This is a genomic window from Halorubrum sp. SS7, assembly GCF_005435055.1.
Classification (GTDB): Archaea; Halobacteriota; Halobacteria; order Halobacteriales; family Haloferacaceae; genus Halorubrum; species Halorubrum salinarum.
Genome location: NZ_SGXV01000004.1, coordinates 28,460 through 50,640, shown reverse-complemented (window position 1 = coordinate 50,640; position 22,181 = coordinate 28,460). Strand labels below are relative to the sequence as shown.

Below are 22,181 nucleotides of genomic sequence, written 5' to 3'. Positions count from 1 at the left end.
CCAAAGAGATGGCCGCTCCCGACGCCGACACCGTCCTGATCGCGGGGACCGCGAGCCACGTCGGCAAGAGCACGCTGGCGGCCGGGCTCTGTCGCCTGCTCGCGCGGCGCGGCGTCTCGGTCGCGCCGTACAAGGCCCAGAACATGAGCAACAACGCCCGGGTCGCGCTGACCCCGGACGGCGAGTGGGGCGAGGTCGGCGTCTCCCAGCACGTCCAGGCGCGGGCGGCCGAGGTCCCGGCGACGACGGACATGAACCCCGTGCTGCTCAAGCCCCGCGGCGGCGGCGAGAGCCAGGTCGTGATCGACGGCGAGGCGGTCGCGAACGCCCCGGCGAGCGAGTACTACGACGACCGCTGGGAGGCGGCGCGCGCGGCCGCGGTCGCGGCCCACGAGCGCCTCGCGGCCGCCCACGACGTGATCGTCGCGGAGGGGGCGGGCAGCGTCGCCGAGATCAACCTCCGCGACCGCGACCTCGCGAACGTCGAGTGCGCCCGGTTCGCGGACGCCGACATCCTGATCGCGGTCGACATCGAGCGCGGCGGAGCGTTCGCGAGCCTCTACGGGACCCTCGAACTGCTCCCCGACGACCTCCGCGAGCGCGTCCGCGGCGCCGTGATCACGAAGTTCCGCGGCGACCCGAGCCTCCTCGACCCCGGCATCGAGGAGATAGAGGCGCGGACGGGGGTGCCGGTGATCGGCGTCGTCCCGCACGACGACCCCGGGCTCCCGGCCGAGGACAGCCTCTCGCTGCCGGACGCGGGGGAGGACGGACCGAGCGAGGGCGACCGCGGCAGGGGCGTCCTCGGGGCCGACGACGGCGTCCCCGACGCGGCGGCCGCCCGGGTCGGGGTCCCGCGGCTCCCGCGCATCTCCAACTTCACCGACCTGGAGCCGCTGGCGCGCGAGCCGGGGGTCCGCGTCGCCTACCTCCCGCTCGACGCCGCGCTCGACGGGGTCGACGCGGTCGTCCTCCCCGGGTCGAAGAACACGGTCGACGACCTGCTGGCGCTCCGCGACGCCGGCTTCGACGCGGCGCTGCGCGCGTTCGACGGCCCCGTGGTCGGCGTCTGCGGCGGGTACCAGATCCTCGGCGAGCGGCTCGTCGACGCGGCCGTCGAGGGCGTCGGCGACCGCGAGGCGGTGCCGGGGGTCGGACTCCTCCCCGTCGAGACCGAGTTCTCGACGGAGAAGCGCGTCGAGCGCGTGACGTGCGCCGTCGACGGCGCCGGCCCGATCGCGGGCGCCGCGGGGCGCGCGACCGGCTACGAGATCCACGCCGGGCGGACGCGGCTCCTCGGCGACGCGGCCGACGATGGGGCGGAGACCGCGGTCGCGACCGAGCCGCTCGGCGCGGGGAGCGTCGCGACCGACCGCGTCCTCGGGACGTACCTCCACGGGCTCTTCGAGACGGCGGCCGTGCGCGACGCCTTCGTTGAGCGGGTCTTCGCGCACGCGGACCGGGAGCGCCCGCGGGCCGAGGCGGTCGACCGCTCGCCGTACGACCGCGCGGCCGACCTCGTCGCGGAGCACGTGGACCTGCGCGCGGCCGGGCTCGGCGGCCTCCTCGGGCCGACGGAGTGACGCGGGGGCGGATCCGGCGGCGGAAGGTATATTGTTCCAAGTATCCAATACTGTGGCATGAGCGACGCAGCCGACGCGGACGAACCGACGGGCGACGACGCGAAGACCGAGCGCGAGCGCATCCGCGAACGGAAGCGGCGGGAGCTCGAAGCGCGCCTCGGCGACGGCGAGGCGGTCGACGGGAGCGCCGGACCCGACGCCGGCGGCGAGTCGACGGCGACCCCGAGCGAGCCGATCCACGTGAACGGGACGGACGAGCTCCGGCGCGCGGTCGACGAGCACGACGTGGTCTTGGTGGACTGTTACGCCGACTGGTGCGGCCCGTGTCAGATGATGGAGCCGGCGATCGAGGCGCTCGCCGCCGAGACCGACGCGGCGGTCGCGAAGGTGGACGTCGACGCGAACCAGGCGGTCGCCCAGCAGCTTGGCGCGCGCAGCATCCCGACGCTCGTCCTGTACGCCGACGGCGAGGCGGTCGACCGCTTCGTCGGCGCGCAGGACCGCGCGACGCTTGAGTCCGCGATCGCCGAACACGCCGCCTGAGGCGGGCCGTCAGTTCCCGGCGAGCGTCTCCTCTAACAGCTTCCGCTGCGCCGTCGCGAGGTGCTCGGCGAACGTCGAGGGAGAGATGTCGAGCGCGCCGGCGACCTCGCTCGCGTTGGCGTCGCGGGGGCGCTCGAAGTAGCCCATGCGGTAGGCGGTCCGCAGCACCTCGCACTGGCGGTCGGTGAGGCGGCCGCGGTCGACGAGCGTCCGGTCCGACGCCCCGTCGCCGCGCGCCGCGCCCTCGACGAGGTAGCGGACCTCGACGCGCTCCGCCGTCCCGTCGAGGGCGGAAACGATGTCGCGCAGGCGTTCGAGGTCGGGGAGGTGGAGCGTCAGGAGGAGGACGCCGTCCTCGGCGCGGGCGTCCGCGATCGGACAGTCGAGCTCCTCGATGATCCGGCAGGCGCACGCCCCGTCGCGGGGGCGCTCGTACCGGTACACGCGCTCGTCGCCGAGGTCGACGACGGAGGCGGGCTCCGGGACGCCCTCCGCGCCGTCGACCGCGTCCGGGTCGCGGGCGCGGAACTCCTCGGTGTGCGTGTCGCCCGCGTGCGTCCAGGTGACGCCCGTGATCGGGCCCTCGTGGGCGGTCGAGGCGGCGACGACCGGGCAGTTCCCCGTCCCGTGGATCGCGACGCCCGCGCGGACGCCGTCGGGCGTCGCGCCCGCGCCGCCGTCGGCCGGCTTCCCTCCGGTTCCCATCGAGTCCGGGTTAGTGCGACGGGCACAAAGGCCTGATCCCCGACGCGCGGACCGCTCCGGGGGGTCACACCGAGAACACCCGCAATACTGAGGGCCGGTCGGTATCGGTCCGCGGCCCGGAGTCGCGGCCGTGAACCGAGCGATCCACGCGGTCGGAGCGGTCGCCCTGACCGGCGCCGGCGCCGGGATGAGCGCCGCGGCGGCCGCGGGCCTTGCGGGCGGAACCGTCGGCGGACCGGAGCTACCGATCGGGGCGGCCGTCTTCGCGGTCGCCGCGGTGAGCCTCGGGTACACCGCCGCGAGGGAGACGCGGGACGCGCTGCGGACGGACGGCTTCGGCGTCACGCGGGTCGACCTCGGCAACGCGATCGCCGTGGCCGTCGCGGCGCCGGTCACGTACGCGCTCTCCGTGCGGGTCGGCGTCGGCGCGGTCGTGGCGTCCGCACTCGTCGGGCTCTGCGCGCACCTCCTGACCGAGACGTACGGCGCCCCCGCGTACTGCGGCTCGTTCGTCGGGATGGCCACGCCCGCCGCCGACGCGGACCTCGCGTCGGTGGCCGCGGCCGGGCTCGCCGCCGCCGTCGCCTTCGTCGCCGCCAAGCGCGCGTTCAACGGGTTCGGCGGGAAGCTCGGGACGACGGCGTTCGTCGGCTGCCTGTCGGTGGCGGCGCTCGGCGGGCTGTCTCCCGGGACCGGGACGGTCCCGACGCCGACGGTCGCGGCGGGGCTCGTCGTCGCGGCCGCGCTCGCCGCGCTCGTCACGTTCCTCGTGAGCGTCCGGCTCAACCACGGCCCGGTCGTCGCGAGCGCGGTCGTCGGGCTCGTCGCCGGCGTCGTCTGCCCGCCGCTGTTCGCCGCGGGCGACGCGGTCGCGGCGGTCGCCTTCTGCGCGTCGTTCGCCGGGATGGCCACGCCGGAGCAGATCCCCGGCCCCGGCGCGATGCTGCTTGCCGGCGCGACCGCGGGCGTCGGGTTCGTCGGCGCGGCGCCGTACGTCGTCGGCTTCGGCGGGAAGCTCGGTACCATCGCGTTCGCCGCCTGCCTCGTGACCGCCGGGGCCCTGTCGCTCGGTAGCCAGGTCGCGCCGGTCGGCGGCGACGCCGTGACGGGGTGACGCGCAGCGGTCGGCGTTCGCGCCGCCGGTCGCGGGATTGCTACTTAAAACACCACGCAGTTCCGGCCGCATCGGGAGGGTCGTGGAGGCCCTACGTCGACCCGATGACCGATCCGACCGAGACGGCCGAGCGGCGCTTCGAGTCGAACCCCACCGTCTGTCCGTTCTGCGGGGTCGGCTGCAGCGTCGAGTACGCCGGGCGCGGCAGCGCGACCGGCGTCGAGGGACCGGTGAACGACCGCGGCGAGATCTGTCCGAAGGGGGCGGCCGCGTTCGACGTGGTCGACAACGACGACCGCCTGACGGAGCCGCTGGTGCGTCACGACGGGACCTTCGTCACGGCGCCGTGGGAGGAGGCGCTCGACCGCGCGGTCGAGGGGATCGGCCGCGTCGTCGACGAGCACGGGCCGGACGCGGTCCAGTTCTTCGCGTCGTCGAACTGTACGAACGAGGAGAACTACGTCCTCCAGAAGCTCGCGCGGGTGCTCGGGACGAACAACGTCGACAACTGCGCGCGGCTCTGCCACGCCTCGACGGTCGCCGCGATGAGCGAGCGGTTCGGCGCGGGCGCGATGACGAACACCTTAGACGACCTCGGGGAGGCGGACTGTATCTTCGTCAACGGGGCGAACCCGGCCGAGCAGCACCCCGTCGCGTTCCGGTCGTACGTCCTCCCGGCGGTCCGCGACGGCGCGACGCTGGTCCACGTCGACCCGCGCGCGAACGACACGACCGAGGCCGCGGACGTCCACCTCCCGCTGCGGCCCGGCACGGACATCGAGGTGGCGAACGCGGTCGCCGCGGTGCTCGTCGAGGAGGACCTCGTCGACGAGGCGTTCCTCGCGGAGCGCACGACCGGCTTCGACCGCCTGCGCGAGCACCTCGCCGGCGTCGACGTGGCGGCCAACGCCGAGGCGGCCGGCGTCGAGCCCGAGGCGATCCGCGAGGCCGCCCGGGCGTACGGCGAGGCCGACCGCGCAGCGATCGTGACGGGGATGGGGACGAGCCAGCACCGCTGCGGCACCGACAACGTCCACGCCCTGCTCAACCTCGCGCTGCTGACCGGCAACGTCGGGCGGCCCGGGACCGGCGTGAACCCGCTCCGCGGGCAGAACAACGTCCAGGGCGCCAGCGACGTGGGAGGACTCCCGAGCGTCCTCCCCGGCTACGAGCCCGTGACGGACCCGGAGGCCCGCGAGCGCGTCGCGGCGGAGTGGGGCGTCGAGCCGCCAGCGGAGCCCGGGCTGACCGAGGTCGAGGCGACGCACCGCTTCGGCGACGAGGTGCGCGCGGCGGTCGTCTTCGGCGAGAACCCCGCGGTCACCGAGCCGAACGCGACCGCGGTCGCGTCCGCGTTCGACGACCTCGACTTCTGCGTCGTCATCGACCTCTTCGAGACGCGGACGGCGGCGCACGCGGACGTGGTCCTCCCCGGCAGCGCATGGGCCGAGAAGTCCGGCACGGTGACGAACACCGACCGGCGCGTGCTGCGGATGCGCCCCAACGCCGACCTCCCGGGGAACGCCCGGCGCGACTTCGAGATCCTGACCGCGCTCGGCCGGCGGCTGACCGACCGTCCCGAGGCGTTCGACTACGACGGCCCGGAGGCGGCCTTCGACGAGCTGACACGCGTCGCGCCGATCTACGAGGGGATGAGCTACGCGGGGATCGGCGACGGCTACCAGCGGTGGCCGTTCGACGCCGACGAGGGGCGCGGCACGGAGGTGCTACACGCGGAGGCGTTCGCGACGGGCGAGCGCACCGCCCCCCTCGCGGTCGTCGACCCGGTCCCGCCCGCCGACGACCTCGACGCGGACGAACTGACCCTCACGACCGGGCGCGTGCTCCAGCACTTCAACAGCGGCGCGCTCAGCCGCCGCTCGGACCGGCTCACGGCGATGCGGGGCGAGGACGCCCTCCAGATCCACCCGAGCGACGCCGCCGACCGGGGCATCGAGGACGGCGACCGGGTGACCGTCTCGAACGAGCGCGGGAGCGTCGCGGTCGCGGCCGAGGTCACGCCGGCGGTGCGCGAGGGGGTCGCGTTCTGCACGTTCCACTACGCGGAGCCGCTCGCGAACGCGCTCACCGGCGACGCGCTCGACCCGGAGGCGAAGATCCCGGAGTTCAAACACTCGGCCGTCGCGGTCGAGCCCGCCGCCGATGCGGCCGACGGAGGCGAGGCGGCCGGCGACGACTGAGCTCGCCGACGCCGCGTTCCCGGCCGTCCGTCCCCGGTACTCGCCGCTGAGCCCGAGTATCGCCGGTGAGAAGCACGGGTTATCATTTATATAACCCAGGCGGAGAAGCCTCAGTATGGCTACATCTGGAGAGTACGGCCGGGACGACTTCGGGCAGGGCGGCCTGAACGAGGGGCTCGACGCGTCAGAGCTCGTCGACGAGATTGGGCTCAACGCGGACGAGATCGCGTGGCGGAAGGAGTTCGTCGGCTTCGACGCGGAGGACGAGCGCCGACTGAGCCGGTACGAGGACGCGTTCGCGGAGAACGCCGACCAGATAGCGGACGACTTCTACGAGAACCTCACCGGCCACCAGCAGACGGTCGACGTGATCGGTCGGTCCGAGAAGGGGATCGAACAGCTCAAGCGGACGCAGTCGGCGTACCTCGTGACCCTCGCCGGGGGCGAGTACGGCGAGGAGTACTTCGAGGACCGGGCGCGGATCGGGAAGATCCACGACATGCTCGAGATGCCGATGAAACACTACCTCGGCCAGTACGGCGTGTACTACGACCTCATCCTGCCGATCGTCGGCGACCGGCTCGTGGACTCGCTCACCGACCGGCTGGCCCCCGACGCCGCCGGTGAGACGGTCGACGACGCGACCGCGGCGGCGGTCGAGGAGGAGGTCGACGACGCGATCGAGGACCTGCTCTCGATCCTCCGGATCGTCAACCTCGACATGCAGGTCGTCACGGACACGTACATCCACTCGTACAGCGAGAAGCTCTCGGCGGCGGTCGAGCAGAACGAGCGGCTGATGGCGGACGTGGAAGCGGAGGTCGAAGAGCCGATCGCCGACCTGCGCGAGTCGGCGAGCGACGTCGCCGACAGCGCCGCCGAGGTCGGCGACGCGGCCGAGGACCAGTCGGAGCGGGTCGCCGAGGTCTCCTCGGAGGTGGCGAACCTCTCGGCGACGGTCGAGGAGGTGGCGTCGACCGCCGACGAGGTCGAGCGGACCAGCGGCCGGGCGGAGACGCTCGCGGAGGACGGGGCGGACGCGGCCGACGACGCCGCGACGGCCATGGACGACATCGGCGCCGCGGTCGACGAGGTGTCCGAGGACGTCGAGACGCTGCAAGAGCGGGTCGAGGAGATCGACGAGTTCGTCGACGCGATCAACGGCATCGCCGACCAGACGAACCTCCTCGCGCTGAACGCCTCGATCGAGGCGGCGCGCGCCGGGGACGCCGGCGCCGGCTTCGGCGTGGTCGCGGACGAGATCAAGTCGCTCGCGGAGGAGTCACAGGGCCACGCGAGCGACATCGAGGCGATGGTCGAGGGCATCCGCACCGACACGGAGGAGACCGTCGAGAGCCTCTCGGAGACGACGATCCGGGTCAACGAGGGGAGCGAGCGCGTCGACGACGCGACCGAGAGCCTCGCGGCCATCGCCGAGGCGGTGACGGAGACGGCGAACGGGATCGACGAGGTCTCGGACGTGACCGACGAGCAGGCCGCCGCGGCCGAGGAGATCGCCGCGACGGTCGACGGGGTGGTCGAGCAGTCGAACCGGATCAGCGAGCGGATGCGGGAGGTGGCCGAAGAGAGCGAGCGGCAGTCGGCGTCGGTCGAGACCGTCGAGCGGGCCGTTCGCCGGTTGACCGCGAACGACGGCGGATCGTCCGCGGCGTCTCACGCGGACGGCGGCCCTTCGGCGGCGTCTCGCACGGACGGCGGGCGGTCGGTGCCGGCCGGGCTCCCGGAGGGGATGCCGCAGTTCGTGATCGACCGCCTCTCCGACGAGGAGCTGCGGGCGATCGCGGCCGGAGAGCTGGAGATGGACGACCTGCGGTGAGCCGGCGGCAGTGAGCTGGCGGCGGTGATCCCCCGGTAGCGCCCCCGCCAGCGAGCCGGGGTCAGGGCGAGAAGTACGCGTCCGGTCCCCGAATCCCCGAGATCTCGCGGAGCGGACGGGCGCCGCACCGGCCGCAGGCGGCGGGCTCGTCGGGGTCGTCGGGGCGCGCGAACACCGTGCCGCAGGCGTCGCAGGCGACGTAGCGCAGCGCGAGCGACGGGGCGTCGGGCATGGGCCCCGTAGGCGGGCGACGCACTTGAACCGGCGCCTCGCGCGCGGTCCTCCCTTTCAGATTCGGCGTCGCCGCCCGGGCCGCTATTGCCCGGACCCGGCGTCGCCGGACGACTCGATCCGCGACTCGTACTTCGCCAGCGACTCGTCGAGCGCGGCGTCGGCGTCGACGTCGGCCGCGTCGGCGAGCGCGAGCAGCGCGAACAGCGCGTCGTCGACCTCGTCGGTCGCGATCGCGGCGGCGTCCGGGTCCTCCCCGTAGTCGGTCGAGGTCGCCACCTCCTTCGCGACCTCGCCGACCTCGCTCTCCAAGTCGAGGACGCGGTACGCGAGGTCGGTCTCTAACCCGTGCTCGGCGACGAACGCGGCGACGCGGTCCTGCTCGTCCATGGGCGTCGCCTCCGCGCGGTCGGGCAAAAGTCTCCCGCTGTCCGGTCGCCTTCGGTCGTGGCGAGGACGGCCGGTCGCGCAACCCCTAAGACGCGAGCGACCCCACGGACCGTATGAAAATCGCCATCTTGGGCGGCACCGGTGACATCGGCGAGGGGCTCGCGCTCCGGCTGGCGGCGGACACGCCCCACCGGATTGCGGTCGGCTCCAGAGAGGCCGAGAAGGCCGAGACCAAGGCCGAAGAGTACACGACCGAACTGGAGAGCCGCGGCCTCGACGCCGCGGTGACCGGCGGCGACAACGCCGCGGTCGCCGCCGACGCCCGGATCGTCGTCCTCGCGGTCCCGCCGTACCACGTCGGCGACACCGTCGAGGCGGTCTCGGGATCGTTAGACGACGGCGACGTGCTGGTCTCGCCCGCCACGGGGATGAAACGCGACGAGGAGGGGTTCCACTACCACAAGCCGGGCGCCGGCTCGGTGACGCGGATCGTCGCGGACGCGGCGCCCGACGGCGTCGCCGTCGTCGGCGCGTTCCACAACCTCGCGGCCGCGCGGCTCGCGAACCTCGACGCCGAGCTGGGCGTCGACACGCTCGTGATCGGCGACGACGGGGACGCCAAGCGGACGGTCGCGGACGTCGCCGAGGGGATCGAGGGGCTTCGCGCGCTCGACGCCGGCGGGATCGCCAACGCACCCGAAATCGAGGGGCTCACGCCGCTTCTCATCAACGTCGCCGCGAACAACGACGGGCTCGACGACCTCGGCGTGCGGTTCCGGTAGCGCGGCGGGCGCGCCGCCGCCGTCGTCCGAATCGCGCCCGGACGGCGTTCCGTTAGGCCTTTGCGCGCCGGGGCCCTCCGTGCGGTAGATGGAGTACCTGGAGCGTCGGGTCGGGCTCGTCGAAGACCGGATCGAGTCGGTCATCGACGGCGTCGAGCCCGAGGAGCTGTCCGACGAGGTCGGGCACGTCGTCCTCGCGGGCGGCAAGCGCGTCCGGCCCGCGGTGACCGTCCTCGCCTGCGAGGCGTTCGACGGCGACCCCGAGGAGGCGGTCGACTTCGCGGCCGGCATCGAGTTCGTCCACAACGCCTCGCTCGTGATCGACGACATCATCGACCGCTCGGAGGTCCGCCGCGGCACCGACGCCGCCTGGGCCGAGTTCGGCTACGGCCCCGCGATCATCGCCAGCGACGGCCTGCTCGGCGAGGCGTTCGCGCTGTTCTCGACGGACCCGCGCGCGATGCGCACCGTCGCCGAGGCGATGGTCGAACTCGGCGAGGGCGAGGCGACGGAGCTGGCGGCGCGCCCGACGAACGAAGAGGAGTACATGGAGCTCGCGCGCCGGAAGACGGGCGCGCTGTTCCGGGCCGCCGCCGAGCTGGGCGCGGTCGCCGGCGGCGCCGAGCCGCACGCGATCGACTCGTTCGGCGAGTACGCCGAGCGCGTCGGCGTCGCCTTCCAGATGCGCGACGACGTGTTAGACGCCACTGCCGACGCCGACGACCTCGGCAAGCCGACCGGACAGGACGCCGAGATGGACCGCCCGTCGGTGCTCCAGGTCACGTCGCTGTCGCCCGAGGAGATCAACGAGCGCGCCCGGGCGGAGTCGGAGCGCGCGCTGGCCGCGCTCGACGACGCCGACCCGCCCGAGACGGAGGCGATCGAGTACCTCCGCGACCTCGCGGAGTTCGTCGTCGTCCGCGAGCGGTAAGCGGAAGCGGGGTTTCGGGCCGCGCTGCTCGGCGTTCAGAGCTCGTAGCCCGCCTTCTCCATGAGGTCCGCGAACACGTCGGTCCCCATCGCCTGCTCGTAGACGATGGCGGTGAGCATCCCGCCGGGGTAGACCCCGCCGTTCCGGACGTGGTCGACCTTGTGGCAGTGCATCGGGTAGATGCCGGGGTCCGCGTCGGCCTCGAATTCGACGGTGTACCGCTCCGCGGGCGCGACGTTCACCACGTCCTCCGGGAGTTGCATCACCTCGGGGTACGCGGCGCCGTCCTTCTCGACGGTGCGGAACCGGTGGTTGTGCGTGTGCATCGGGTGCGACATGAACCCGGCGTTGACCATGTGGAGCCGCACCGTGTCGCCCTCGCTGACGACGATCGGCGAGCCGCGGTCGGGGTTGAACGTGTACGGCGCGACGCGGCCGTTGATCGTGAACGCGTCCGGCCGCCGGTTCTCGATGTCGTAGGTCGCGTCCTCGCCGCCGTACGACCGGGAGAGCCGCGTGTCCCAGTCTTTCAGCGTCATGAACCGCTCCACGTCGGCTTCGTCGTACCCCTCGGGATCGATACGGAGGATCCCGTACATCCCCATGTCCATGTGCATCGGGGTGTTGAAGTGGCAGTGGTAGAGGTGGGTGCCGGGCACGTCGGCGCCGATCTCGTAGGTGTGTTTCTCGCCGGGCATCACCGTGATCCCGGTCGTCGACGGGACGCCGTCGTCCTTCCACGACTTCGAGACGCCGTGGAAGTGGAGCGTGTGGGGCATCTCCCCGTCGGTGTTGTCGAGCGTGATCGACAGGTCGTCGCCCTCGGTCGCGCGGAGGACCGGTCCGGGGACGCTCGGCGTGCCGTCGTCGGCCTGGAACGCCCACGTCACCGGCATCTCGACCGGCCCGCCCAGCGAGCCGCCGGGGTGGGCCGCGTGTCGGGCGTGGACCGAGCGCAGCGTCACCTCGCGGCCGCGCTCGTCGAGGTCGACGACCTCCGGCGACCCGGTCTCGGGGAGCGCGGGCCCGTCGTCGTCCGTCTGCGTCGGTTCCACGCCGTCGCCGGTCGCGGCGGTGGAGACCGTCTGGCTCATACAGCCCGCCAGCCCGGCGACGCCCGAGAGCCCCGCCGCCTGGAGGATCGTTCGCCGCGCGAAGCCGCCGTCGGAGTCGGAACCAGCGTGGGTCATGTCTGGACCGAAGGGAAGCGGGACCATAACCGGGTCGCGGCTTCCCGATCGGAGGTACGACCGACGAACCTGTTCGGCCCGTAGTATATAAAAGAATCAGCCGCGGCGGGAGCGGGCGCGGATCAGTCGTCCGCCGGCTCCCCGGCGGGCGCGTCCGACTCGTCGCCGGCCGCCGCGTTCTCGCCGATCGGCTCGCTGTCCCAGTACGCGTGGCCGTCGTCCGCGCGGAAGCAGGTCGCCGTCCGGCCGTCGCCCACGTCGTACCCCGGCGGCGCCGACTCGCGGCAGGCCGCGCGCGCCTCCGGGCAGCGGGTGTGGAACCGGCAGCCCGCCGGCGGGTTCCGCGGCGAGGGCACGTCGCCGCGGAGGGTCTCGAACTCCTCGTCGCGCGCCTCCGTGCTCGCGCGCGGGACGCTCGACAGCAGCGCCTTCGTGTACGGGTGCGCGGGGTCGTCGAAGATCTCCTCCACCGGCCCGATCTCGACGATCTCGCCGAGGTACATCACCGCGACGCGGTCGCAGACGTGCCGCACCACGCCGAGGTTGTGCGCGATGAAGAGGAACGTGAGCCCGAAGTCGTCCTGGAGGTCTTCGAGCAGGTTCAGGATCTGCGCCTGGACGCTCACGTCGAGCGCCGACACCGGCTCGTCGAGGACGACGAAGTCGGGGTCCAGGGCGAGCGCCCGGGCGATCCCGATGCGCTGGCGCTGCCCGCCCGAGAACTCGTGCGGGTACCGGTCCATCTGGTCGGCGGAGAGGCCGACCCGTTCGAGCAACTCGCGGGCCGTCTCGCGGCGCTGTTCCCGGTCGGCGACGTCGTGGATGCGGAGCCCCTCCGTGACGATGTCGCCGGTGGTCATCCGCGGGTCGAGGCTGGAGAACGGGTCCTGGAACACGATCTGGGCGCGCCGGCGGAACTCGTTCAGGTCGCGGTCGGTCATCGCCCGAACGTCGGTCCCGTCGAAGGTGATCTCGCCGGCGGTCGGCTCGCGCAGGCGCAGCACCGTCTCGCCGGTCGTCGACTTGCCGCAGCCGGACTCGCCGACGAGTCCCAGCGTCTCGCCCTCGCGCACGTCGAAGGAGACGCCGTCGACCGCCTTCACGCTCGACGACTCCTGCCCGAGCAGGCGGTCGACGATCGACGAGTCGTCCGCGTAGTACTTCTTCAGCCCGTCGACGGAGAGCAGCGGGTCGCTCATTCGCCCTCACCCCCGCGGCCGCCGAAGTGGTCGTCCGGGAGCGCGTCCGCCGGGTCGTACTCGCGCTCGGCGAGGACGCACTTGGCGCCGTGGTCGGCGGCGGCGTCGACGGTCGCCTCCGCGGGCTTGTCGAGGCACGCCTCCATCGCCTTCGGGCACCGGTCCGCGAAGTAACACCGGTCGCCCATCTCGGCGTCGACCAGGCTCGGGACGTTGCCCGCGATCGGTTCGAGCCGCGGCCGCGGGTCGTCCACGTCGGGGATCGAGCCGAGCAGCCCCTGCGTGTACGGGTGGACGGTGTCCTCGAACACGGAGTCGAGCGTGCCGCGCTCGACGACCTCGCCGGCGTACATCACGCAGACGCGGTCGCACATCTCCGCGATCACGCCGAGGTCGTGGGTGATGAGCACGATGCTCATCCCGCGCTCGGCCTGGATCTCCTTCAGCAGGTTCAGGATCTGCGCCTGGATCGTCACGTCGAGCGCGGTCGTCGGCTCGTCGGCGATCAGCACGTCCGGCTCGCCGGCGAGCGCCTGCGCGATCATCGCGCGCTGGAGCATCCCGCCGGAGAACTGGCCGGGGTACTCGTCGACGCGGTCCTCGGGGTCGGGGATCCCGACCTGACCGAGCAGCTCGACCGCCCGCTCCATGCTCTCCTCGCTCGTGTAGTCGCGGCCGGGGACGAGCCCGTCGAGGAGGTACTTGCCGAGCCCGTACCCCTGCGTCCGCGAGCGCGTCGAGCGGGGGTTCGCCCGCGCGCGGCGCTGCACCTCGACCGCCTCGGCGATCTGCTCGCCGACCGTGATCGAGGGGTTGAAGCTGCTCATCGGGTCCTGAAAGATGACGCTGAACGAGGGGCCGCGCAGCGACCGGCGCACGCTCGGCGGCACCGTCCGGAGGTCGACGTGGTCGCCGTCGACGTGGACCGCCTCCGTCCCGCGGAACTCCTCCGCGAGGTCGGGGTCGCGGTACCACACCTTGCCGGCCGTGATCCGGCCGGGCGTCTCGACGAGGTCGACGAGCGACAGCGCGGTCACGGACTTGCCGGACCCGGACTCGCCGACGACGCCGAGGATCTCGTCTTCCCGGAGGTCGAACGACACCGACTCCACCGCGTTGATCTGCCCCTCCTCGGTGAAGAAGCGCGTCGAGAGGTCCCGGACCGACAACACGTCGTCGGCCGCGGGCAGCCCGGTCGGGGCCGCGCCGGCAGCGCCGACGGCGTCGGCCGTCGCGGCGTCGCTCGCGCCGCCGTCGGTCGCCGGGGCGGGGTCGTCGGGCGACCGCTCGGCGTCGCTCATGCGGCACCCCCTTCGCCCTCGATACCGGGGTCTAAGGCGTCACGCAGCCAGTCGCCGAGCAGGTTGATCCCGATCACCGACAGCATGATCGCGAGCCCGGGGATGGAGGCGATCCACCACTGCCCGGAGGAGACGTAGTCGCGCCCCTGCGCGATGTCGAAGCCCCACGACAGCGTCGTCCCCGAGAAGCCGAGGAACGACAGCGAGCTCTCCAGGAGGATGATCGCCGCCACCTGCACCGTCCCGAGGACGATGATCGGCGTGATCGCGTTCGGGAGGATGTGGCGGAGGATGATCGTGTTGTCGTCGGCCCCAAGGGCGCGGGAGGCCTTCACGTACTCCTGCCCGCGCAAGGAGAGCGCCTCCCCGCGGGCGACGCGGGCGAACCACACCCAGTTGACGAGGCCGACGACGATCACCACCGTTATCGGCAACACGAAGCTCTCGGGCATCTCCGGCGCGAGCCCGGCGACGACGAACGGGTCGGGGACGTTCACCGCCGCGCGCCCCCACAGCCCGATGAGCGCGACCGCCAGCACGAGCGAGGGGAACGCGAGGCTCACGTCCGCGATCCGCATCAGCGCGTCGTCGACGCGCCCGCGGTGGTAACCGGCGAGCAGCCCGACCGGCACGCCGATCGACGCCGCCAGCAGGGTGCCGAGGACGCCGACGACGAGCGACGTGCGAGCGCCGTACACCACCCGCGAGAACATGTCGCGGCCGAGCCCGTCGGTCCCGAACACGTGGTCCGGGTCGGCCGTGATCTCGACCTCCTCGGTGACGGTCTGGATCTCGCCGTCGACCATCTGCGAGGAGGTCCGCTCGGCCGTCTGCGAGAAGCCGAGCGGCGGTAGCTCGCTCTCGTTGAGCTGTTGGTCGGTCGGGTTGTGGGGCGCGACGAACGGGGCGAACACGGCGGTCAACACGATGACCACCACGAGCGCCAGCCCGAGCTTCGCGAGCCCGCTCTGTCTGAACTCCTTCTTGAGATTGCGTATGACACGTGAAGAGACCATGTTAGTCGGTCACCACCTCCGGGTCGAGGTAGGCGTACACCACGTCGACGAGGATGTTGACGAGGACGAAGCTCGTCCCGATGACGATCAGGCTGCCCTGGAGCGCGGGCCAGTCGCGCTGGTTGATGCTCTCGATGACCAGCGTGCCGAGCCCCGGCCACGAGAACACCGCCTCCGTGATCACGGCGCCGCCGATCAGCGTCCCGAGCTGGAGCCCGAGGACGGTGATCACGGGGATCAGCGTGTTCCGGAGCGCGTGCTTGTACCGGATCAGGGTCCGCGGGAGCCCCTTGGCCCGCGCGGCCTGGACGTACCCCTTGCTGAGCTCGTCGAGCATGCCCGACCGCGTCAGCCGGGTGATGAGCGCCATGAAGTAGGTCCCCAAGGCGATGGACGGCAGCGTGATGTACGCGAGCCACGTCAACAGCGTCCCGACGAACGGCTCGGCGTTGACCACCGACAGCGCCACGTCGCCGACGTCGGCGCCGCGGCCGCTGGTGTTGAAGATGTTGAACTCCACGGCGAAGATCAGGATGAGCATGATCCCGAGCCAGAAGTTCGGCGTCGAGATGCCGCCGAGCGACAGCAGGGTCGCGCCGTAGTCGACCGGCTCGTTGCGGCGGGTCGCGCTGATCACGCCGAGCGGGATGGCGAGGACGATGGCGACGATGCTGGCGGCGACGGCGAGCTCGATGGTCGCGGGCAGGCGCTCGAAGACGAGCGTCGTGACCTCCTGGCCGCGGATGTACGACCGACCCATGTCGCCCTGAAGCAGTTCGAAGACGTACCGCCCGTACTGGATGTACAGCGGCTGGTCGAGGCCGAGCTCGGCCGCGATCGCCTGTCGCGTCTCCTGTGACGCGTCGAGCGGTGCCACCGCGTTGATCGGGCTGCCGGGGGTGACGAACCGGAGCGCGAACACGACGGTGACGACGCCCCAGACGACCCCGATCCCCTGGAGGCTTCTTTTGAGTACGAATCTTCCGAATGACATTAATAACGATATTGGGAGATGGCGGAGGCGTTACTGCCGGGTGGCGGTGTCCGGGTCGATGAACTCGTCGGCCCGCGGCTCCCACGAGATCTCGTTCGAGACGCCGTAGACGCTGAACTGCTGGTGCATGAACACCCACGGCGCGAGGTCGTGGGCGAGCTGGTTCGCCTCCTGGAGGATATCGACGCGCTCCTCGGTGTCCTGCGTCGTCTCGGCCTCGTTGAGCAGCGCGTCGAGGTCGTCGTTCTTCAGGATCGTCAGCGCCCCCTCGGAGGACATCAGCGGCGTCATGGTCTGACTGCCGTCGAACTCGCCGTTCCCCCAGCCGAGGAGGTTGAAGTGCGGCTTGTCCTCGATGTTGCCCGTCGTGATGTCCTGGACGAGCGAGGAGAACTCGCGCTGTTGGACCTCACAGGAGACGTTCGACAGCGAGTCGATCTGGTTCGCCGCGGCCTGCGCGATCTCCACGTCGCGGAGGTAGCGACCGATCGGGGTCTGGAGCGTGATCTCGACGCCCGCGTGGCCGGACTCCTCGACGAGCCGCTCCGCCTCGTCGGGGTCGTACGGGTACGGGTCGATGTCGGGGTTGTAGCCGACGTGGCCCTCCAGCGTCGGCTGGCCGGTGATGTTCCCGAAGCCGTTGAGCACGTTCTCGATGATGCTCTCGACGTCGACGGCGTAGTTCATCGCCTGCCGGAACTGCTGGCTGGAGAACGGCTCCACGTCGTACCGCATCTGGAGGAAGATGATCCGCGCGCTGGGCACGGAGTTGATCGTCGCCACGTCCGAGCTGTTCACCCGGGAGACCTCGTTCGGCGGCACGTTGGTCACGATGTCCGTCTCCTCGGCGAGCAGCTGGTTGACCCGCGTGCTCGACTCGCTGGAGGCGGTCATGGTGAGCTCGTCGACCTCGGGCGCGCCGTCCCAGTACTCCTCGTTCGGCTCGTAGACGACCTGGTTGCCCGACTCGTAGTTCGTGAGGCGGAACGGCCCCGTCCCGTTGGCGTTCCGGTTGATGTAGTCGCTGCCGTTCTCCTCGATCCACGACTGCTGGACGATCGGGCCGTTCGTCGCGAACAGCTGGAAGGCGATCGGGTTGTAGCCGTCGAAGGAGACGGTCACCTGCCCGTCGCCGGTCGCGACCTCGGTGACCGGCCCGAGGTCGTTCGACTGCGGGCTGGCGATGCCGACGTCCTCGAACACGATCCGCCGGATGCTGTACCGGACGTCCTGCGGCGTGACCTCGTCGCCGTTGTGGAACGTGAGGCCGTCGCGCAGCATGAAGCGGACGTCGCCGTCCTCGGTGCGCTCCCACTCGTCCGCGAGGCCGGCGATGATGCCGCCCTGCTTGTCGCGGTCGAGGAGCCCCTCGTACAGCTGGCCGACGATGATCTCGGTGTTCGTCTCGGCGTGGTCCTGCGGGTCGAGCCCGGAGTCCATCTGCCCCATGGTGACGCCGAGTTCGAACGTGTCGTCGCCGCCGTCGCCGCCGTCGGACCCGTCCGACCCGTCGGAGCCGTCCCCGCCGTCCATGCCGTCGCCGCCGTCGGAGCCATCCCCGCCGTCGCCGCCGTCGCCGCCGGCGCAGCCCGCGAGACCGACAGCACCGGCCGTTCCGGCGTACTTGAGCACCGTCCGCCTGTCGACGTGGTTGTCGTTGTCAGTAGGCATAGGCGATCCCATACGATAGAGCGTTATGAACCTACCGGCAGACACGGCCCCTTTCGGGACCGACCGCTCGCGATGGGCTGACAGTAGCGGGGCCGAGTCGCCGGGGAAAGCGCCGCCGAACTCGGCGGATCGGGGGCGAGCGGAAACCGACGGGTATGTAGGGCCCCCGGCGGTAGGCGGGCGGTATGGACGGACCCGATCCCGGACCGCAGTGGGACGCGGTCGAGGCGGACGCGGAGTCGACGGCGGCGGCGTACGGCGAGCGCGGCTGGACCGCGATCGCGGGCCACCCCGGGCAGGTGAACCCCGTCGCGGACGCCGCCCGGATCGACGTGCTGTTGCCCGGCTCGGAGTTCGACGACGCGCTCGCCGCGGTCGAGGGCGCCGCGATCGACGGCGTCGACGTGTACGCGGGCGCCGCCGAGGGGGTCGCGTACCGGCTGGTGGTCGCCACCGACGAGTCCGCGCAGGTGGCGCTGTGCGTACCCACGTACCTCGGAAGCGACGACCTCGCCGCGCTGCGCGCGGCCGCGGAGGCGGCTGGCGCGCTCACCGTGCGGCTGCGCCCCCTCGACGACCGCGACCACGTCGAGATCGCGATCGACGAGCCGGCGGTCTTCTTCGACGCGCCCGAGGCGTGAGACCCACGCACGTGGGTATCCGCTTGGCGTCTGACTTCGACGTATTCATAGTTGTGCGATCGCGATCATCCGTATGAACCGCGCAGAGAAGGCGGCCCTCCAGCTACAGGCGGTCGCCGTGTTGCGGATGCTGAAGGAGACGCGAACGTACGAGGAGCTGTCGGACGTGACGGGGCTGCCCGCGGGCGACCTGAACCGCTACGTGAACGGCCACGTGTTACCCGGCACCGACCGCGCGAGCGAGGTCGTCGAGTCGGTCGGCCGCGAGGCGCTCGCCGACGAGCTGGTCGCGCGCGTCGAGTTCGACGACGAGGGGTACGTCGACAACTCCGGGGTCGTCTTCGACCAGTCGTTCCTCGACCTCGTGGCGCCGGTCGCGGCGGAGACGTTCGAGTTCGAGTCGCCCGACGTGGTGCTGACGGCCGCGACGGACGGCATCACGCTCGGCGCGGCGATGGCCTCGTTCTTCGACGCGCGCCTGGCGTACGCGAAGAAGTCGAAAGAGACCGCGGTCGAGGAGTTCATCGAGTCGCGCCAGCGGCTCGCCTCCGGCATCGAGCTCACCTACTACCTCCCCGCGAGCGCCATCGACGCCGGCGACACGGTGCTGGTCGTCGACGACCTGATCCGCTCGGGCGAGACCCAGGAGCTCCTCTTGGACATCGCGCTCCAGGGCGACGCCGACGTCACCGGCGTGTTCGCGCTCATCGCCGTCGGCGACGAGGGGATGGACCGCGCGCGAGCGATCACCGACGCCCCGGTCGGGGCGCTCACGACGTTCGAGTAGCCACGTTCACGCATACTCTCCGAGAAAAAATCGGCTTTGGCGGCTTTTTGATCCACATATACGGATCAATACTCGGACCGTTCAGCAAGGCTTATCACCCGATCCCGGGGAACACTCACCCGTTCAATGGGGCTCACAGACACGCTCGCTGCGCGGTTCGACGTAGAGGAGCACGACTCCGACGTCCGGACGGAGCTGATCGCGGGGCTCACGACGTTCCTCGCGATGTCGTACATCATCGTCGTGAATCCCGCGATCCTCTCGGAGGCGATCCAGATCGAGGGGTACGGGCAGGGCGAGGTGTTCCAGATGATCGCCATCGCGACGATCCTCTCGGCGGCCATCGGGACGGCCGTGATGGCGCTGTACGCGAACCGGCCGTTCGGGCTCGCGCCCGGGCTCGGGCTCAACGCCTTCTTCGCGTACACGGTTGTGCTCGGGCTCGGAATCCCGTGGCAGACGGCGCTGGCGGCCGTCTTCGTGGAGGGCGTCGTGTTCATGGCGCTCACCGCGGTCGGCGCGCGCGAGTACGTCATCCGGCTGTTCCCCGAGCCGGTGAAGCGCTCGGTCGGGGCCGGCATCGGGCTGTTCCTGCTGTTCATCGGCCTCCAGGAGCTCCAGGTCGTCGTCAACGACGAGGCGACGCTCGTCGCGCTCGGGAACGTCTTCGCGAACCCGTGGGCGATCCTCGGCGTGCTCGGGCTCGTGTTCACGTTCGTGCTGTGGGCCCGGAACGTCACCGGCGCCATCATCGTCGGCGTCCTCACCACCGCGATCGCGGGCTGGGCGCTCACCCTCGGCGGGTTCTTCGCGCGCGGCGCCGTGACCCCCGAGTCCCTTCCCTCGGCGCAGTACGACATCACGCCGCTCGCGGGCGCGTTCGTCGACGGGCTCTCCGGGATCGACCCGCTCACGTTCGTGCTGGTCGTGTTCACGTTCTTCTTCGTCGACTTCTTCGACACCGCCGGGACGCTCATCGGCGTCTCGCAGTTCGGTGACTTCCTCGACGACGACGGCGACCTCCCCGACATGGACAAGCCGCTGATGGCCGACGCGGTGGGGACGACCGCCGGCGCGGTGCTCGGGACCTCCACCGTGACGACGTACATCGAGTCGTCGACGGGCGTCGAGGAGGGCGGCCGCACCGGGCTGACCGCGCTCGTCGTCGCAGCGCTCTTCCTCGCGTCGCTCGTCGTGATCCCCGTCGTCGCCGCCATCCCGGCGTACGCCTCCTTCATCGCGCTGATCGTCGTCGGCGTGATGATGCTCCAGGGGCTCGTCGAGGTCGACTGGAGCGAGCCCGCGTGGGCCGTCTCCGCCGGACTCACGGTCACCGTGATGCCGTTCGCCTACTCCATCGCCGACGGGCTGGCGGCCGGCATCGTCGCGTACCCGCTCATCAAGCTCGCGATCGGCGAGGGCCGCGACGTCGCGCTCGGCCAGTACGTCATCGCGGCGCTGCTCGCGGCGTACTACGTCCTCTCGACCGCCGGCTACATCCTCTGAGCCGGACCGCTCGGCGGTCGCGCCGACCGAACCCTCTTGTCGCGACGGGCCGCATACCGACCGAGAGCCGATGTCCGGTCCGCCAGACGCCGACCACTCCGTGACCGTCGCCGACCGCGAGCGACACGCGACCGACCCGGCCCGCGAACTGGCGCTTGACTGCGTCGTCGCGGGGATCGAGGCGGCGCACCCGGCCGCGGTCGTCGCCGACGCGCTCGCGCTCGACGGCGACGTGCTGACCGTCGCGGCCGCCGACGGGACGACGACCGCCCGCGACCTCGCGGCGTACGACCGCGTGCTGGTCGTCGGCGCGGGCAACGCGGCGGGCCACTTCGCGGCCGCGGTCGAGCGGCTGCTCGGCGACCGGATCGACGGCGGGGCGGTCGTCACGGACGACCCGGTCGAGACCGAGCGGGTCGCGGTCCTCCCCGGCGACCACCCGACGCCGAGCGAGGCGGGCGTCGAGAGCGCTCGACGGGTGCGGGAGGTCGCGGCCGACGCCGGCGAGTCCGACCTCGTGCTCGGGCTGATCACCGGCGGCGGGAGCGCGCTGCTGGCCGCGCCGGCCGAGGGGGTCGCGCTCGGCGACCTCCGCGCGACGACCGAGGCGCTGCTGGCGAGCGGGGCGACCATCTCGGAGATCAACGCGGTCCGCAAGCACCTCTCGACGGTGAAGGGCGGGCGGCTGGCGCGGGCGGCCGCCCCCGCCGACGTCCTCGGTCTCGCGGTCAGCGACGTGACCGGCGACGACCCCGCCGTGATCGCGAGCGGCCCCCTCTCGCCCGACCCGACGAGCTTCGCTGACGCGCTCGCCGTCCTCGACCGGTACCGGATCGACGCGCCCGCCGCCGTCGCGGACCGCCTCGAACGCGGCGCCGCGGGCGAGGTCGCGGAGACGCCCGTGCCGGGCGAGTCACCGTTCGACGGCGGCGGCGTCGACCTCCGGATCGTCGCGAACGCGCGCACGGCCCTGATCGCCGCCCGCGAGGTCGCCGCCGAGCGGGGGTACGAGCCCCTTGTGCTCTCGGCACGGATGCGCGGCGAGGCGCGGGAGGCGGCGAAGGCGCACGCGGCGGTCGCCGAGGAGTGCCGGGCGGTCGGGGAGCCGGTCGAGCCGCCGGCGGTCCTCCTCTCGGCCGGCGAGGTGACGGTGACGCTCGGCGACGACCCCGGAACGGGCGGGCCGAACGGGGAGTTCGCGCTCTCGGCGGCGCTCGAACTCGACGCGGCGGGGGCCGACGGCGAGGGGGTCGCCGTCGCGAGCGTCGACACCGACGGGATCGACGGCGCCACGGACGCCGCGGGGGCGCTGGTCGACGATCGCCTCGTCGGCGAGGGCGACGCGCTCGACCGCGAGGCGGCCGCGGCCGCGCTCGACGGCCACGATGTCTACCCGGTCCTCGACGACGCGGGGGCGCTGCTCTACACCGGGCCGACCGGGACGAACGTCAACGACCTGCGCGCGGTCGCGGTCGCGGAGCGCGGCGGGCGTTCGGACGACGGCGACGCCCGGGCGAACGACGGCGACGGCAGTTCGGAAGGGACTAAGTAGCGGCCGG

General features: G+C 72.1%; 20 protein-coding genes. 11 read left to right on the top strand and 9 right to left on the bottom strand.

Features of this window, described 5'->3' with window-relative positions; translation table 11 throughout:
* The first annotated feature begins 8 nt into the window (after positions 1-8).
* Both EXE44_RS06290 and trxA read left to right on the top strand, forming a co-directional pair.
* On the top strand, positions 9-1,583 hold the full coding sequence (locus EXE44_RS06290; RefSeq protein ID WP_137716433.1) for a cobyric acid synthase: 1,575 nt from the start codon (positions 9-11) through the stop codon (positions 1,581-1,583).
* 57 nt (positions 1,584-1,640) lie between these two features.
* Positions 1,641-2,126: a thioredoxin gene (gene trxA, locus EXE44_RS06285; RefSeq protein ID WP_137716432.1), complete on the top strand. Its 486-nt coding sequence runs from the start codon at positions 1,641-1,643 to the stop codon at positions 2,124-2,126.
* Between the two features lie 9 nt (positions 2,127-2,135).
* Here trxA and EXE44_RS06280 read toward each other — a convergent pair whose 3' ends face one another.
* On the bottom strand, positions 2,136-2,831 hold the full coding sequence (locus tag EXE44_RS06280) for a helix-turn-helix domain-containing protein (RefSeq protein ID WP_137716431.1): 696 nt from the start codon (positions 2,829-2,831) through the stop codon (positions 2,136-2,138).
* Positions 2,832-3,018: 187 nt separating this feature from the next.
* On the opposite strand from EXE44_RS06280, the gene EXE44_RS06275 reads away from it, so the two are divergent.
* The 3 genes from EXE44_RS06275 (at position 3,019) to EXE44_RS06265 (ending at position 7,983) form a co-directional block, all read left to right on the top strand.
* A complete protein-coding gene (locus tag EXE44_RS06275; protein WP_137716560.1) occupies positions 3,019-3,945 on the top strand; it encodes a hypothetical protein in 927 nt (308 codons plus the stop codon).
* Positions 3,946-4,049: 104 nt separating this feature from the next.
* Positions 4,050-6,146: a formate dehydrogenase subunit alpha gene (gene fdhF, locus EXE44_RS06270; protein ID WP_137716430.1), complete on the top strand. Its 2,097-nt coding sequence runs from the start codon at positions 4,050-4,052 to the stop codon at positions 6,144-6,146.
* Between the two features lie 115 nt (positions 6,147-6,261).
* Entirely contained in the window at positions 6,262-7,983 is a 1,722-nt protein-coding gene (locus EXE44_RS06265; RefSeq protein WP_241991802.1) for a globin-coupled sensor protein, read from the top strand.
* A 61-nt stretch (positions 7,984-8,044) separates the two neighbouring features.
* Here the strand turns inward: EXE44_RS06265 and EXE44_RS20675 are convergent, their stop codons facing one another.
* Both EXE44_RS20675 and EXE44_RS06260 read right to left on the bottom strand, forming a co-directional pair.
* A complete protein-coding gene (locus EXE44_RS20675) occupies positions 8,045-8,215 on the bottom strand; it encodes a hypothetical protein (RefSeq protein ID WP_173228803.1) in 171 nt (56 codons plus the stop codon).
* Positions 8,216-8,298: 83 nt separating this feature from the next.
* Positions 8,299-8,604, bottom strand: coding sequence for a MazG-like family protein (locus tag EXE44_RS06260; protein ID WP_137716429.1), 306 nt, complete (start codon positions 8,602-8,604; stop codon positions 8,299-8,301).
* Positions 8,605-8,717: 113 nt separating this feature from the next.
* Here EXE44_RS06260 and npdG point away from each other — a divergent pair, with 113 nt between their 5' ends.
* Both npdG and EXE44_RS06250 read left to right on the top strand, forming a co-directional pair.
* Complete coding sequence (npdG, locus tag EXE44_RS06255) at positions 8,718-9,386, top strand: NADPH-dependent F420 reductase (protein WP_137716428.1); 669 nt, start codon at positions 8,718-8,720, stop codon at positions 9,384-9,386.
* 88 nt (positions 9,387-9,474) lie between these two features.
* Positions 9,475-10,317, top strand: a complete 843-nt coding sequence (locus EXE44_RS06250) for a polyprenyl synthetase family protein (protein WP_121561514.1) — start codon at positions 9,475-9,477, stop codon at positions 10,315-10,317.
* 35 nt (positions 10,318-10,352) lie between these two features.
* Here EXE44_RS06250 and EXE44_RS06245 read toward each other — a convergent pair whose 3' ends face one another.
* The 6 genes from EXE44_RS06245 to EXE44_RS06220 form a co-directional block, all read right to left on the bottom strand.
* Positions 10,353-11,507, bottom strand: coding sequence for a multicopper oxidase domain-containing protein (locus EXE44_RS06245; RefSeq protein WP_137716427.1), 1,155 nt, complete (start codon positions 11,505-11,507; stop codon positions 10,353-10,355).
* Between the two features lie 122 nt (positions 11,508-11,629).
* Positions 11,630-12,706 (bottom strand): ABC transporter ATP-binding protein, encoded by a 1,077-nt coding sequence (locus EXE44_RS06240; protein ID WP_137716426.1) that lies wholly within the window; start codon positions 12,704-12,706, stop codon positions 11,630-11,632.
* On the bottom strand, positions 12,703-14,007 hold the full coding sequence (locus EXE44_RS06235) for an ABC transporter ATP-binding protein (RefSeq protein ID WP_241991801.1): 1,305 nt from the start codon (positions 14,005-14,007) through the stop codon (positions 12,703-12,705). Before EXE44_RS06235 ends, EXE44_RS06240 begins: the two co-directional genes overlap by 4 nt.
* On the bottom strand, positions 14,004-15,023 hold the full coding sequence (locus EXE44_RS06230) for an ABC transporter permease (RefSeq protein ID WP_137716425.1): 1,020 nt from the start codon (positions 15,021-15,023) through the stop codon (positions 14,004-14,006). The genes EXE44_RS06235 and EXE44_RS06230 overlap by 4 nt, the downstream gene beginning before the upstream one ends.
* A gap of 1 nt (position 15,024) precedes the next feature.
* Positions 15,025-16,017 carry an ABC transporter permease gene (locus EXE44_RS06225; RefSeq protein WP_121561510.1) on the bottom strand — a complete coding sequence of 331 codons (993 nt, stop codon included), beginning with the start codon at positions 16,015-16,017 and terminating at the stop codon, positions 15,025-15,027.
* Positions 16,018-16,047: 30 nt separating this feature from the next.
* Positions 16,048-17,688: an ABC transporter substrate-binding protein gene (locus EXE44_RS06220; protein WP_137716424.1), complete on the bottom strand. Its 1,641-nt coding sequence runs from the start codon at positions 17,686-17,688 to the stop codon at positions 16,048-16,050.
* 185 nt (positions 17,689-17,873) lie between these two features.
* On the opposite strand from EXE44_RS06220, the gene EXE44_RS06215 reads away from it, so the two are divergent.
* The 4 genes from EXE44_RS06215 (at position 17,874) to EXE44_RS06200 (ending at position 22,174) form a co-directional block, all read left to right on the top strand.
* Positions 17,874-18,329, top strand: a complete 456-nt coding sequence (locus EXE44_RS06215) for a hypothetical protein (RefSeq protein WP_137716423.1) — start codon at positions 17,874-17,876, stop codon at positions 18,327-18,329.
* 73 nt (positions 18,330-18,402) lie between these two features.
* A complete protein-coding gene (locus EXE44_RS06210; protein ID WP_053771892.1) occupies positions 18,403-19,116 on the top strand; it encodes a phosphoribosyltransferase family protein in 714 nt (237 codons plus the stop codon).
* A 126-nt stretch (positions 19,117-19,242) separates the two neighbouring features.
* Positions 19,243-20,622, top strand: a complete 1,380-nt coding sequence (locus tag EXE44_RS06205) for an NCS2 family permease (protein WP_137716422.1) — start codon at positions 19,243-19,245, stop codon at positions 20,620-20,622.
* 70 nt (positions 20,623-20,692) lie between these two features.
* Entirely contained in the window at positions 20,693-22,174 is a 1,482-nt protein-coding gene (locus tag EXE44_RS06200) for a glycerate kinase (RefSeq protein ID WP_137716421.1), read from the top strand.
* Positions 22,175-22,181 lie beyond the last annotated feature (7 nt).

Bases quoted from the DNA above. Each gene is read 5' to 3' on its own strand.
- EXE44_RS06290 (WP_137716433.1), top strand. From the start codon at position 9: ATGGCCGCTCCCGACGCCGACACCGTCCTGATCGCGGGGACCGCGAGC.
- trxA (WP_137716432.1), top strand. From the start codon at position 1,641: ATGAGCGACGCAGCCGACGCGGACGAACCGACGGGCGACGACGCGAAG.
- EXE44_RS06280 (WP_137716431.1), bottom strand. From the start codon at position 2,831: ATGGGAACCGGAGGGAAGCCGGCCGACGGCGGCGCGGGCGCGACGCCC.
- EXE44_RS06275 (WP_137716560.1), top strand. From the start codon at position 3,019: ATGAGCGCCGCGGCGGCCGCGGGCCTTGCGGGCGGAACCGTCGGCGGA.
- fdhF (WP_137716430.1), top strand. From the start codon at position 4,050: ATGACCGATCCGACCGAGACGGCCGAGCGGCGCTTCGAGTCGAACCCC.
- EXE44_RS06265 (WP_241991802.1), top strand. From the start codon at position 6,262: ATGGCTACATCTGGAGAGTACGGCCGGGACGACTTCGGGCAGGGCGGC.
- EXE44_RS20675 (WP_173228803.1), bottom strand. From the start codon at position 8,215: ATGCCCGACGCCCCGTCGCTCGCGCTGCGCTACGTCGCCTGCGACGCC.
- EXE44_RS06260 (WP_137716429.1), bottom strand. From the start codon at position 8,604: ATGGACGAGCAGGACCGCGTCGCCGCGTTCGTCGCCGAGCACGGGTTA.
- npdG (WP_137716428.1), top strand. From the start codon at position 8,718: ATGAAAATCGCCATCTTGGGCGGCACCGGTGACATCGGCGAGGGGCTC.
- EXE44_RS06250 (WP_121561514.1), top strand. From the start codon at position 9,475: ATGGAGTACCTGGAGCGTCGGGTCGGGCTCGTCGAAGACCGGATCGAG.
- EXE44_RS06245 (WP_137716427.1), bottom strand. From the start codon at position 11,507: ATGACCCACGCTGGTTCCGACTCCGACGGCGGCTTCGCGCGGCGAACG.
- EXE44_RS06240 (WP_137716426.1), bottom strand. From the start codon at position 12,706: ATGAGCGACCCGCTGCTCTCCGTCGACGGGCTGAAGAAGTACTACGCG.
- EXE44_RS06235 (WP_241991801.1), bottom strand. From the start codon at position 14,007: ATGAGCGACGCCGAGCGGTCGCCCGACGACCCCGCCCCGGCGACCGAC.
- EXE44_RS06230 (WP_137716425.1), bottom strand. From the start codon at position 15,023: ATGGTCTCTTCACGTGTCATACGCAATCTCAAGAAGGAGTTCAGACAG.
- EXE44_RS06225 (WP_121561510.1), bottom strand. From the start codon at position 16,017: ATGTCATTCGGAAGATTCGTACTCAAAAGAAGCCTCCAGGGGATCGGG.
- EXE44_RS06220 (WP_137716424.1), bottom strand. From the start codon at position 17,688: ATGCCTACTGACAACGACAACCACGTCGACAGGCGGACGGTGCTCAAG.
- EXE44_RS06215 (WP_137716423.1), top strand. From the start codon at position 17,874: ATGGACGGACCCGATCCCGGACCGCAGTGGGACGCGGTCGAGGCGGAC.
- EXE44_RS06210 (WP_053771892.1), top strand. From the start codon at position 18,403: ATGAACCGCGCAGAGAAGGCGGCCCTCCAGCTACAGGCGGTCGCCGTG.
- EXE44_RS06205 (WP_137716422.1), top strand. From the start codon at position 19,243: ATGGGGCTCACAGACACGCTCGCTGCGCGGTTCGACGTAGAGGAGCAC.
- EXE44_RS06200 (WP_137716421.1), top strand. From the start codon at position 20,693: ATGTCCGGTCCGCCAGACGCCGACCACTCCGTGACCGTCGCCGACCGC.